This is a genomic window from Ferrovibrio sp. (assembly GCF_041906005.1).
In the GTDB taxonomy this organism is placed as follows: Bacteria; Pseudomonadota; Alphaproteobacteria; order Ferrovibrionales; family Ferrovibrionaceae; genus Ferrovibrio.
Genome location: NZ_JAYRJY010000002.1, coordinates 154,253 through 166,702, shown reverse-complemented (window position 1 = coordinate 166,702; position 12,450 = coordinate 154,253). Strand labels below are relative to the sequence as shown.

Annotated in this window: 13 protein-coding genes; 2 read left to right on the top strand and 11 right to left on the bottom strand. The window is 61.9% G+C overall.

Features of this window, described 5'->3' with window-relative positions:
* Window positions 1-10: 10 nt before the first annotated feature.
* From ACE3OO_RS17920 to ACE3OO_RS17875, 10 genes are all read right to left on the bottom strand, one after another.
* Entirely contained in the window at window positions 11-424 is a 414-nt protein-coding gene (locus ACE3OO_RS17920) for a hypothetical protein (RefSeq protein WP_374304952.1), read from the bottom strand.
* Window positions 424-735, bottom strand: a complete 312-nt coding sequence (locus ACE3OO_RS17915) for a hypothetical protein (RefSeq protein ID WP_374304950.1) — start codon at window positions 733-735, stop codon at window positions 424-426. The genes ACE3OO_RS17920 and ACE3OO_RS17915 overlap by 1 nt, the downstream gene beginning before the upstream one ends.
* Window positions 736-762: 27 nt before the next feature.
* Window positions 763-984 carry a CsbD family protein gene (locus ACE3OO_RS17910; RefSeq protein ID WP_374305440.1) on the bottom strand — a complete coding sequence of 74 codons (222 nt, stop codon included), beginning with the start codon at window positions 982-984 and terminating at the stop codon, window positions 763-765.
* Window positions 985-1,073: 89 nt separating this feature from the next.
* Window positions 1,074-1,316, bottom strand: a complete 243-nt coding sequence (locus ACE3OO_RS17905; RefSeq protein ID WP_374305438.1) for a CsbD family protein — start codon at window positions 1,314-1,316, stop codon at window positions 1,074-1,076.
* A gap of 266 nt (window positions 1,317-1,582) precedes the next feature.
* Window positions 1,583-2,407, bottom strand: coding sequence for a nucleoside triphosphate pyrophosphohydrolase (gene mazG, locus ACE3OO_RS17900; protein ID WP_374304948.1), 825 nt, complete (start codon window positions 2,405-2,407; stop codon window positions 1,583-1,585).
* A gap of 79 nt (window positions 2,408-2,486) precedes the next feature.
* Window positions 2,487-3,131, bottom strand: coding sequence for a phosphoribosyltransferase (locus ACE3OO_RS17895; RefSeq protein WP_374304946.1), 645 nt, complete (start codon window positions 3,129-3,131; stop codon window positions 2,487-2,489).
* Complete coding sequence (locus tag ACE3OO_RS17890; RefSeq protein WP_374304944.1) at window positions 3,118-3,801, bottom strand: dienelactone hydrolase family protein; 684 nt, start codon at window positions 3,799-3,801, stop codon at window positions 3,118-3,120. The genes ACE3OO_RS17895 and ACE3OO_RS17890 overlap by 14 nt, the downstream gene beginning before the upstream one ends.
* A 73-nt stretch (window positions 3,802-3,874) precedes the next feature.
* Complete coding sequence (locus tag ACE3OO_RS17885) at window positions 3,875-5,737, bottom strand: ABC transporter ATP-binding protein/permease (protein WP_374304942.1); 1,863 nt, start codon at window positions 5,735-5,737, stop codon at window positions 3,875-3,877.
* Window positions 5,738-5,748: 11 nt separating this feature from the next.
* A complete protein-coding gene (gene glk / locus ACE3OO_RS17880) occupies window positions 5,749-6,711 on the bottom strand; it encodes a glucokinase (protein WP_374304940.1) in 963 nt (320 codons plus the stop codon).
* Window positions 6,708-8,060, bottom strand: a complete 1,353-nt coding sequence (locus ACE3OO_RS17875; RefSeq protein WP_374304938.1) for a GH1 family beta-glucosidase — start codon at window positions 8,058-8,060, stop codon at window positions 6,708-6,710. The genes glk and ACE3OO_RS17875 overlap by 4 nt, the downstream gene beginning before the upstream one ends.
* A gap of 47 nt (window positions 8,061-8,107) precedes the next feature.
* On the opposite strand from ACE3OO_RS17875, the gene ACE3OO_RS17870 reads away from it, so the two are divergent.
* On the top strand, window positions 8,108-9,217 hold the full coding sequence (locus ACE3OO_RS17870; protein WP_374304936.1) for a hypothetical protein: 1,110 nt from the start codon (window positions 8,108-8,110) through the stop codon (window positions 9,215-9,217).
* A gap of 54 nt (window positions 9,218-9,271) precedes the next feature.
* Here ACE3OO_RS17870 and ACE3OO_RS17865 read toward each other — a convergent pair whose 3' ends face one another.
* Window positions 9,272-10,180, bottom strand: a complete 909-nt coding sequence (locus tag ACE3OO_RS17865) for a LysR family transcriptional regulator (RefSeq protein ID WP_374304934.1) — start codon at window positions 10,178-10,180, stop codon at window positions 9,272-9,274.
* A gap of 114 nt (window positions 10,181-10,294) precedes the next feature.
* Here ACE3OO_RS17865 and ACE3OO_RS17860 point away from each other — a divergent pair, with 114 nt between their 5' ends.
* Entirely contained in the window at window positions 10,295-12,436 is a 2,142-nt protein-coding gene (locus tag ACE3OO_RS17860; protein ID WP_374304932.1) for a malate synthase G, read from the top strand.
* The last annotated feature ends 14 nt before the right edge of the window (window positions 12,437-12,450 follow it).

The following is a 12,450-nucleotide window of genomic DNA, read 5'->3' as shown; positions in this document are numbered from 1 at the left end:
TTCCGATGGTCTAGCGCCGGATCAGCGAGGTGAGAAGCACCCCAAGTCCTGCTGCAATTCCAACTGCGGCAAGCGGGTGTTCACGTGCCACCGGCTCGATCTGGCTGCGCAGTTTCTCGACCTCGTCCTGCAAGCCATGGCTTGGCCAGTATTGCCAGAGCAGAGCCGCGATCATGCCCAGTAGAACGATCAGCCCGACGAGAGTGCCGCCCGCAGCCACCGCCGCCCAGACGGGCAGCATGCTGGCGCCATAGGCCAGGAACAGTGACCAGCCGAACAGCATGAAAGCGGCCAGCAGCGCGGCGCAGGCTATGGTGCCTAGGCCGGCCACCACGGCGATCCGCTGTCGCTGTCGGCGGGACGCAGCGGCCTGCACCCCGCCAATGAGCAGGCCAGGCAGCAGGCTTGCCAGCGGGCCGAGCATTATTTGCGCAGCAACAGGGTGAGGGCGGCGCCTGCGGCGAAAGCCGCCAGCAGGCTGGAGCCCGGATGCTCCTTCACCGTTTCCTCGACTCGACCGAGGGCTTCACGGCCGCGATCTTTCCAGTCGCCGGCCAGCGACTGAATGCGGCTCTGCAATTCCGATAATTCGGCCTCGGCCAGTGCGGTGCCCTCCTTCTTGGCGCGGGAGATCAGGGCACCAAGCTGGGTGCCGATATCGGAGACCTGCTCGCGCAACTCGGCCAGGTCGGCTTCAGCGGCAGCGGTTTGGTTTTGTCGGATCATGCGGGCCATAACTCTACTCCTTGAGTTCAATGAGACTCAGTGGCGGCGTTCGGTGTGCGACAGGTCGTTCAGCCAATCGGCAACCTGGCGTTCCGCCTGATCGGTGATGATGCCGTAGCGTTCCTGGATTTTGCCCACCAGTTGCTCGCGCCGACCATTGATGACGGCGATGTCGTCATCCGTCAGTTCGCCCCAGCGTTCACGGGCCTTGCCGGAAAACTGTTTCCAGTTGCCCGCGATGCGATCCCACGACGGCAGGGCGGCTTTCACATTGGCTTCCACGCGTTTTCCTGTATTCGGCATGATGCAGTCTCCTCAAATTGGTTTGATGTGATATCGGGATGCCGTTACTTGGACTGGGCTTTCTCCCATTCGTCCACCTGTTTTTCGGCCTCGTTCTTGGCGATGCCGTAGCGTTCCTGGATCTTGCCGACCAGTTCCTGGCGCTTGCCGTTGATCACGGTGATGTCGTTGTCGGTGAGCTTGCCCCAGCGCTGCTTCACCTTGCCGGCAAACTGGTTCCAGTTGCCTTCAACCTGATCCCAGGTGCCACTGGCGGCGTATACAGCCGCAGGCGGAGCGGCAGCCAGAAGGGCGATCGCGGAAATGGCGGCAACAGCGATCTTGCGCATGCAAAACCTCCTTTGAATATGAATTGTGGAACGTGATGAAAACCCGCAGACGCGGGGATGGTTCCCTGTGAAAAGGCGGGAACTTTCACGTTTACAGACCCTGCTGGACTACAGCGTGCGCCTGAGTTTTCAGAGAATAATCAAAGCCTGTGGCCAGGCTGTGGAAATGCCGAGGTCATTCTGCGACCAAGATGTGGCGGGAATACGGCCAACTGACTGTTGAATCAGGAGCCGCTTTTTTCTTTTTTCTTCACGATGTTCCAGGCGGCATCCATGGCCGCAAGGTTGCAATCGGTCAACGCCTTGCCTTCGTCGTGCAGGATTTTTTCCATGGCGGTGAAGCGGCGTTCGAATTTGCGGTTCGCGGCGCGCAAGCAGTCTTCCGGGTCGAGCTTCAGGTGACGTGCCAGATTGGCCACCACAAAAAGGAAGTCGCCGAATTCTTCGGCAGTGGCTTCCGCATTGCCTGATGCGATCTCGTGTTCCAGTTCCTGTAGTTCTTCCTTGATCTTTTCGATCACTGGTCGTTTATCGGGCCAGTCAAAGCCAACGCGCGCGGCGCGGTTCTGCAATTTCACGGCCCGCAGCAGGGCGGGAAGACCTGCCGTGACACCGGCCAACACCGGCGACACATCGTCTTTCGAGCTCTCTGGTTTAGCCGCGCGTTCGGCCGCCTTGATGCTTTCCCAATTGGCGCTGACGGCATCCGGACGATCCGCAGAGACGTCGCCGAAGACATGCGGGTGCCGCCGGATCATCTTGTCGCTGATACCGGCCGCTACATCGGTGAAGGAAAAGTGACCGGCTTCTTCCGCCATCCGGCTGTGAAACACCACCTGCAGCAACAGGTCGCCCAACTCGTCCTTCAGCCCGGCGATATCATTGCGGGCGATGGCATCCTCGACCTCATAGGCTTCCTCGATCGTGTAGGGTGCGATGGTGGCAAAAGTCTGCTCCAGGTCCCAGGGGCAGCCGCCATCGGGGTCGCGCAGCTTGGCCATGATGGCCAGCAATTCGGTCAGGCTGGAAAGGTCGGGGGCGGCAGTCATGGGGGCGCACCGGCTCAACAATCGTCTGGGCGCCCAAAATGCGGTCCTGCCGCCTCGGATGCAAGATGCAGATCGAAACCTAAACAGGGGGTGCCGCGGACTTGAGCAATTTGATCACCTGCTCATCCGATACCTGTGGAAATTCATGGTAATGCGCGCCGACGGCGTAAAAATCCGCTGGCGTTTCCAGGCAGACGATGCGGTCGGCCAGCCCCTTGAATTCTTCCAGCGTTGCGGCTGAGGCCACGGGAATCGCCAGAATGATGGATTTCGGTTGGGCCGCGCGCAGCAACATGAGGGCCGCCTTGGCCGTCGCGCCCGTGGCAATGCCGTCATCCACCACGATAACGGTGCGCCCGTTCACATCGGGATGCGGCTGGCCAATATCGTAGCGTTTGCGACGGCGCTCGATCTCGGCAAGTTCGCGCTGAGCGGCGGCGCGCAGGTAGTCATCGTCGACATTCAGGCTGTCGGCCACTTCACGGTTCACCACCAGCCTGGGTTTCTGGCCATCGGCTACGGCAGCCACGGCCAGTTCGGCATGGTGTGGCGCACCGATCTTGCGCACCAGCAACAGATCCAGCGGTGCCTCCAGCGCCGCGGCGACTTCGGTTGCAACCGGAACGCCACCGCGTGGCAGCGCGAGGACAACCGGCTTTTCATCTTTCATGTCCAGCAGTCGTTTCGCCAGTTTCTGCCCAGCCTCGTTTCTATCCAGGAACATCCGCCGCCTCGCTTTGCAATAGATGGTGGCTGAACCATGTGCTGGCATGGCCGATTGCCTGATCGAGGGTACCGGGTTCCTCGAACAGATGCGTGGCACCCTGCACGATCTGCAATTTGGTCGTGCAATGCATATGCGCCATGGCCTGGCGGTTGAGGCCCAGCACTTCACGATCCAGGCTACCGACGATCAGCAAGGTGGGGGCCGTCACCAGCGGCAACGCCGCGCCGGCCAGATCGGGCCGGCCGCCACGACTGACGATGGCGCCAACAGGACAATCCGGCTGGCTGGCGGCCACCAGGGCGGCAGCCGCGCCGGTACTGGCGCCGAAATATCCGATACGTGGGGCAACGCGCTCCATGCGGTGGCTCAACCAGCTCGTGGCCAGCATCAAACGTTCGGCCAGCAGCTCGATATCGAAAACAAGATTGCGATTGCCAGCCTCGGATTCCATCAGAAGATCGAATAACAGAGTGCCAAATCCTGCCTGCTGGAGTGCGGTCGCCACATGCTGATTGCGGGGGCTGTGGCGGCTGCTGCCACTGCCATGGGCAAATACGATCACGGCACGGCATTCGGTCGGTCGCACAAGCAACCCTTCAAGCCCGAATGGCGGAATGGCCACCAGCTCTTCCGTATATTGCCCCTGTTGTTTTCTCCCAGGCGTCATCCGCGTCATCCGTCGGCACTGACTGCTGAGACGGATTTATAGCTGGCTGCCGGTGGACCGGCGTTGATCTGGATCAGCCCTCGCCGAAGCCGGCGCGGACCAGATCGATCAGACGGCCGATCCGGCTGGCTAGGCCAAGCCGCTGTTTGGGCGGCGTTGTCCTCGTTTCATGGTGCTGGTCTTCCTGCAGCAGAACCATACCGGCTTCGGAGCGCTGCAGCTGTAAATGGCGCGTAAAAAAACCATTCTGGCCGCTGTGATGGCCGACTGCCAGGATGGTGGTCTCGGGCAGCATGTCACCAAGGATATGCATAAGCGCAAGTTCGGATTGTTCATCCATCCCATCCGTCGCCTGATCGATCAGAATCCACGATGGACGGTGGAGCAGCAGCCGGGCAAAGCCGATCCGTTGCAAATCGCCGGGACTGAGGATCTGGCTCAATTCGGCTTCCGCATCCAGTTGCGGCACGAGGAATTCAAGGCCAACATGGCGAAGGGTCTCGGCTAGCGTGGCGTCATCAGCCTGGGTCGGTGTTTCAGGATAGAGCAGGGCATGGCGTAAAGTGCCCGGCGGCATGTAGGGGCGTTGCGGCAGCAGGGCAAGCGGTTCCACCGGCACCTCGATCCGCCCGCTGCCCCAAGGCCATACGCCGGCCACGGCCTTGCACAATATGGCCGCGGCATGCTGATCGCCGGTCAGCAGTACGCGCTCGCCCTTCTGGATGCTCAGCGACAGGCCGGTGGCGAGAATACGTTGGTCTGGCTCTGCCAGTGTCACGTCATGGAAGAACAGGACCGGTTTTTCACTGGTGGCGACGATGATGCGCTGCGCGGATTGTTCGGCTGCGGCTCGCGCCTCGGTTTCGGTGACTGCGTTATGCAGTTCCAGAACGCGTTCAGCCGACGCGCGCAATTCGGCCAGACGCGGAAAATTGTCGATCGGCCAGGACAGCGCCGAGGTAGCCTGCTGGAAAGCCTGCGCCGTCTGCATCAGGCCGCCCAGGCTGATTTCTCCCAACAGATACCGCGGCGTGCTGACCAGGATGGGGAAGACAGTCGCGACGGTGCTGTAGGCCGACGAAAACAGGATCAGCCGGCGCAACCCAGACGTCTGGTTGTGCCATGATTCAGCCACCGGCGAAAACAGACGCAGCAGGAAGCCCCGTTCGTCGGCTTCGCCCCTGGCAATGGCTATCGCTTCGGCATTCTCGCGACTGCGACCCAGCGCATAACGCAAATCAGCTTCCACCGTCTGGCGCAGGTCGGCGGCCGATACCAGCGTGCGGCCGATGAACAGCGCCAGGGCTGAACCAACACCGGAATAGAGGAAAGCCAGCCAGACCATATGGCCGGGCAGATCGAATTCGAAACCGTCAACATGCACGGGGAGGCTGCCGGACAGGCCCCACAATATGCCGATGAAACTGACCAGCAGCAGGATGCAATAGATCAGCGAGTGGAACAGATCGACGGCTGCTTCGGTGGCGATACGGATATCCTCGGCGATCCGGCCGTCAGGGTTGCTGTGGTTGCCGGGTATCATCGCCAGCCGGAATTGCCGGCCGTCCTGCATCCATTCATTGACCAGCCGGGCGGTGAGCCATTCGCGCCAGCCGAGTTGCAGCTTGCGCTTGAGGTGAAGGTGCACGGCATTGACGGCCATCGTGCCCAGTACGATCACGACGAAAACAACCACCTGACGCATGAAGCCTTCCATCGAGCGGCGTTCCAGTGCGTCGAACAAGTCGGCATTCCATAAATTCAGCCGGATGGCCAGCAGCACCTGTGCCACCGCCAGCACTATGATGGCGATCAGCAGAAACCAGGCCGTCCACCGTTCGGGTCCGCCCCAGTATGGTCGCGCAAGATGCAGGAAGTCCGATGTCAGTCCGATGGACGTGACCCGCGGTTTGCGATTGCTGTCGGGCGGCTGCACCGGTTGGGCTCCTAAAGGGCTTCGGCCGCGATCATGGCCTGCAAACCCAGAATAGCAGGTTCGGGATGCAGAATCGCGTATACTGGCAGCGGCGCGAGATACTCGCGAAGCCGCCCTTTGGTCTCAAACCGTTCCCGGAAAGCGGATGCCTCCAGCAGGTCGACCATGTGCGGCAGGATTCCACCGGCAAGAAAAATCCCGCCGCGGGCGCCGAAAGCCAAGGCCATATCGCCGGCAAACCCCCCCAATAATTGGCAAAACAGGCTCACCGTACGGACACACAGGTCGCAGTTTTTTTCACGGGCTGCGGCAACGATACCGACGGCTGTATGAGCCGCGACGTCCTGGTGCGACACGGTGGCCAGGGCGCGATGCAGGTTCTCCAAACCGGGGCCGGATAAAGCCCGTTCTGCCGATACATGCCCGAACCACGTCCGCAATTGGGCGAGGACCGAGTCTTCCTCGGCATTTTGCGCAGCCAATGTGATATGGCCGGCTTCGCTGGAGATTACGGTGCCTCCTCCGCGTTCGTCCGGAACAAAGGCGCTGACGCCAAGGCCGGTGCCGGGACCACAAACCACTTTCACGCCGCCGGGATCTGCCCGTGCTCCATTGATCTGATGAATGTCAGCGGCCGACAGGCTTGGCAAAGACCAGGCGGTGGCAACGAAATCGTTCACCAGATGCACGGAAGAGATTTTCAGGCGATCCTGCAATTGCCTGGCATCGACCGGCCAACCCGTATTGGTCATCACGACATGGTCGTTCTGTAATGGCCCGGCAATCGCCAGCACCGCTTTGTCCGGCGGAGGAGAATCTGATGCATCAAGATAGGCGGCGATGGCGTCGCCAAGGCCGCCGTAATCGGCGCGATGCAGTGTGGTGATCGGGCTGCATTTCCCCTGCGCGGCCAGCGTAAAACGCAGATTGGTGCCGCCAATGTCGCCGAGCAGAAATCTTTTACCGCGGGTCATGGTCTGCTGGCTGGATGGGTTGCGGTTTCGCGTGCGATCCGGTCTGCATACCAGCGTGCAGAGGCTTTTGGGATGCGGCGCAGGGTGGGGTAATCGACATAAACCAGGCCGAAACGGTCGCCGTAGCCGGCACCCCATTCAAAGTTATCCAGCAGTGACCAGACGAAATAACCGCGCACATCCGCACCGGCGGCAATGGCCGTCTGCATGGCGCTGATATAGGCATTCAGATAGTCGATGCGATGCTGGTCTTTCACCCCGCCGGCGTGATCGAGTTGGTCGCGGCCGCCGGTACCGTTCTCGGTCACAAAGATGGGCAGGCGATAGCGTTTCGAGGCATCCAGCAGAATGTCGCGGAATGCATCGGGCTGTACCTGCCAGCCAATCTCGGATTGCGGCATGCCGGCCGGTGGTCCGGCCCAGGCGTAGCCAAGCGGCGCCTCCTTGTCGCCGCGGGCGTATATCGGGGAATAGTGATTGATGCCAAGCCAGTCGAGCGGCCGGCAGATGCGCGCCATGTCGCCAGGGGCGATCTGGGGCGCCAGTTCTTCGGCCAGTGTTTTCGGGTAATAGCCGAGGATTTGCGGATCCGGGAATGCCTGATTCCAGTGCATGTGCAGCCGCGCGGCAGCGGTCAGGTCTTCCAATGCGGCCGAAGCCGGCAGGCAGGGTTGCATATTGTGGATCACGCCGATGCTCGCACCGGATACCCCGGATCGCAGGGCGTCGACGGCCGCGCCATGCGCCAGATTGACGTGATGGATCGCTTTGCGATGGGCGTCGGCATCGATAACGCCGGGCGGCTGCCAGCCAAAACCGAAGCCAAACAGGGCGAACACCCCGGGTTCGTTGAAGGTGGCGAAACGCTTCACCCGATCACCATAGCGCCGGGCCACCAGGGTCGCGTAATCGGCAAACCAGCCTGCGGCATCGCGGCTGAGCCAGCCGCCTTCGTCATCAAGTGCCTGGGGCAGATCCCAGTGATACAGGCAGAGCCATGGCTCGATACCGGCCTCGAGCAGTCCGTCTATCAGCCGGTCGTAAAAGGCGGCGCCCGGCTCGTTGAAATGGCCCCGGCCGGTAGGCAGCAGGCGCGGCCAGGCCACCGAAAAACGATAAGCCTTCACACCCATTTCGCGCATCAGCGCGATGTCTTCGGGAAAGCGGTGATAGTGATCGCAGGCGATGTCGCCGGTATCGCCGTTCGCAATACGGCCCTTCTGCTGGCAGAAGGTATCCCAGATGCTGGCCCCCCGGCCATCGGCCTTGGTGGCCCCTTCGATCTGGTAAGAGGAGGTGGAGACACCCCAGATAAACGTCTCGGTGGGGCGGGCTGATAGTTGATTCATGTATTCAGGCCTTCTGTGCCAGCCCAGTGATCGGTTAGGCTGTGGCGATGGGAGAGAGTATTGCCGAAATATCGGATGGCCGTCTGCAGGTATCGCTGCGGATGGCCGCGCCATTGACCCTTCATACTCCGGATTTTGCCCGCACCGACGCCAATAGCCCCATGCTGAGTGACCGGAACGGCGCGTTGCTCTTCTTTTCGCATTACCAGCCGCGCGGCCATTCCTACCGGCGACTCTTTGACGTCGGATTGCGGGATGGGCAGGCACCACAAACCGTGCGCTGGATCGACGAACCCGAACCCATGTTGGGCAAATGGATCGAAGCCGTCTGGCGCGATCCCGGCACGGGCCGCCTGTATGGCTGGTATCATGCCGAGGAATTTGTTGGGGGGCCGGCTAAACTGTTCGTACCGCATATCGGCGCCATCGCGTCGGATGACGATGGCCTGTCTTGGCATTTCCTGGGCGAGATGCTGCGGGCGCCAGCCCACCTCACCGATATCGGATATTGCAACGGTTTCCTGGCTGGCGGTTATGGCGACTTCTGCGTCGTCCCGGATCGGGCAGGGCAGTATTTTTATCTCGCATTTTCGAGCTATGTCGCCGACGAAGCCGCGCAGGGCATTGCCATGGCCCGTTACCCGCTCGATACGCGCAATGCTCCGGCTTCGGCGCTTGAATTGTGGAATGGTTCGGACTGGGTCGCTGCTGCAGGCCGTTTGCCGGTCCCGTTGTGGCCCGTGCGGCGTGGCTGGCGGCATGCCGATCCGGATGCCTTCTGGGGACCGGCGATCCATTTCAACCGGCAACTCGATGCCTATGTCATGCTGCTCAATCATACCGCTGGCGGCTATCACAACATGCTCCAGGAAGGCGTTTACGTTTCCGTCTCGCGCACACCGGAAAACCCGGCATCATGGAGTGCACCGCTGCGGTTGATTGCCGGCGGCGCCTGGTATCCGCAGGCTATTGGCCTGGCTGCAGGCAGCGGCGACAGTTTCATCGATGGACCCGCGCGATTCTTCATGGCCGGACACTCCGCCTGGGAAATCGAATTCAGCTGGGCCTCTTCGCCTGAACCGAAAGACCGCGTCCTGGAAGCAACCAAACCTTTGTACTACAGCCTGTTCGGCGACCGGTATCCGGCGCCGTGGTGACCTGCAACCTTGATAATCCCAATCGCGTTGCGGGGTTTTGATTCTGGTCAACGGTCAGGCCGGGATGGCCAGGTCGCGGTCCCAGACCGGGTCCGGCCCATACAGCTCCTGCAGATAGGCGATAAAGGCATGCACGGCGGCCGGAACGAACTTGGCCGGCGGATAGACGGCGAAAATCCCCACATCGCTGGCCCCCGGATGTTCGGGTAACACCACCTGCAGACGGCCAGACCGTAAATCCGGGCCGATATCCCAGGTCGATCGTAGGGCAATGCCCATCCCGGCCAGCGCCAGTTCACGCACAACCTCGCTGGAATTCGTGCGCACGATGCTCTCGCCCGGCACGATCACCGGTCCGTTGCGGCCCTGCAGCCGCCAGGGCAGTTGCGCCGCCGCCGCCAGCAGGCAGTGGCGGTTCAGGTCGCCCAGTTTTTTGGGCACGCCATGAGTCTTCAGATAATCCGGGCTGGCGCATAGCACGCGCCGGTTCGGGGCCAGCCGCAGGCCGGTCAGCCCGCTGCCGATCGCAGGTGCGATGCGGATCGCCAGGTCGATCCGTTCGGCCAGCAGGTCGACATAGGCATCGGAGAGATTCAGCTCCAGTTTCAGGCGCGGCCAGCGATCCAGGAATGGCTTCAGGTGCGGTGCCACATGCAGGCGGCCGAAGGAGGTGGGGGCGGTAATGCGCAACCTGCCGGCCGGGGCGCCATCGGCCGCGCTGACCAGGCTTTCGGCCTCGCGCGAGGCGGCCAGGATATCGACCACGCGCTCATAAAATCGCTGTCCGGCTTCGGTAGTGGTGAGTTTGCGGGTGGTCCGGTGCAGCAGCCGGGCACCCAGCCGTTCCTCCAGCCGGGCGATCCGCTTGGAGACCATGGCTGGCGACAGCCCCATGGTGCGGCCGGCGGCGGCCAGGCTGCCGGTCTCGATCACGCGGGCATACAGCTCGTATTCCCTGTCCATGATAATTATTTCCCATATGGAACGACTGCTTTCAATTCTTTTCGTCTACAGAATGAATGGCAGGCCTGCTATGGTCGGCGCCACTGAGTCGAAAGCAGAATTCCGGGAAACGCCATGAGCAAAACCACAGACCGCGCCGGCCTTGCCGTGGCCCAGAGCCTTGCCCGCTTCATCGAGGAAAAGGCGCTGCCCGGTACCGGGATCGAACCGAAGGATTTCTGGACCGGTGCGGCGGCCGTCTTCGCCCGTTTCACGCCGGAAAACCGGGCCCTGCTGGCCAAGCGCGATGACCTGCAGGCCAAGATCGACGCCTGGCACGCCGAGCGCCGCGGCAAGCCGCATGATCCGGCGGCCTACGAAACATTCCTGCGCGAGATCGGCTATCTCGTGCCCGAGCCGGCACCGTTCAAAGTCACCACCGCCAAAGTGGATGACGAGATCGCCCGCATGGCCGGGCCGCAGCTTGTGGTGCCAGTGCTGAATGCGCGCTTCCTGCTGAATGCCGCCAATGCGCGCTGGGGCAGTCTATATGATGCTTATTATGGCACCGATGCGATCCCGCACGATCCCAATGAGAAAAAGGGCTACGATCCCGCGCGCGGCACCAAAGTGATCGCAAAGGCGAAGGCCTTCCTCGATCAGGCCGTACCGCTCAGTTCAGGCAGCCACGCCGACGTGAAGGGCTGGTCGGTGAAGGATGGCAAATTGTCGCCCGCGCTGAAAGATGCGTCGGCCTTCGCGGGTTATCGCGGCGATGCGGCAAATCCCAGTGCCGTGCTGCTCAAACACAATGACCTGCATATCGAGCTGGTGATCGATCGCAATCATCCAGTCGGGAAGGACGATCCGGCCGGCATGGCTGATGTGGTGCTCGAAGCCGCGCTCACAACCATCGTCGACCTGGAAGATTCGGTGGCCGCCGTCGATGCGGACGACAAGGTGGAGGCTTATGCCAACTGGCTTGGCCTGATGCAGGGCGATCTCAGTGCCACCTTTGACAAAGGCGGCCGCAGCATGACCCGTGCGCTGGAGCCGGATCGCGACTATGTGGCGTCCGACGGCGGCAAACTGATCCTGCCGGGCCGCAGCCTGCTCTTTGTGCGTAATGTCGGCCACCTGATGACCACGCCGGCAATCCGGCTGCCCGATGGTTCGGAGGCGCCGGAAGGTATCCTGGATGGCATCGTCACCAGCCTGATCGCCATGCATGACCTCAAGCGGCGCGGTCGCTTCGTCAACAGCCGAGCCGGTTCGGTCTATATCGTGAAGCCGAAGATGCACGGCCCGGAAGAAGCGGGATTCACCAACCGCCTGTTCGACGCCATCGAGGATATGCTGGGACTGGCGCGCCACACCGTGAAGGTCGGCGTGATGGACGAGGAGCGCCGCACCTCGGCCAACCTGGCGGCCTGCATTCACGCCGTGAAGGATCGTATCGTCTTCATCAATACCGGCTTCCTGGATCGTACCGGCGACGAGATGCACACCTCGATGCAGGCGGGTCCGATGGTGCGCAAGGCCGACATGAAGGCCAGTGCCTGGATCAAGGCCTATGAGGAGCGCAATGTCGCCATCGGCCTGGCCTGCGGCCTGTCAGGCAAGGCGCAGATCGGCAAGGGCATGTGGGCCGCGCCTGATCGCATGGCCGACATGCTGGACCAGAAGATCGGCCATCCTAAGACCGGCGCCAACACCGCCTGGGTGCCAAGCCCGACGGCCGCGACCCTGCACGCCACCCATTACCATGTCGTGGACGTCTTTGCCCGGCAGGCCGAGGTGGCGAAGCAGCCAGTGCCGCCATTGGCTGCGCTGCTGACCATTCCGCTGGCCACGGGACAGAATTTATCCGAGCAGGATGTGCGCGACGAACTGGACAACAACGCGCAGGGCATTCTGGGCTATGTGGTGCGCTGGGTCGACCAGGGCATCGGCTGCTCGAAGGTTCCCGATATCCACGACATCGGCCTGATGGAAGACCGGGCGACGCTGCGGATTTCATCGCAGCACATGGCCAACTGGCTGCTTCATCGGATCTGCACGGTCGAGCAGGTCGACGCCGCGTTCCGCCGCATGGCGGCCAAGGTAGACACACAGAATGCCGGCGATGCGGCCTATCGCCCGATGGCCGCCGATCCGGAGAACAGCCTGGCCTATCAGGCTGCCCGTGCGTTGGTGTTCGAGGGTATACAGCAGCCCAATGGCTACACTGAGCCGTTGCTGCATGCCTTCCGTGCCCGGGTGAAAGCAGGGGGCTGACGCTTCACTCCACA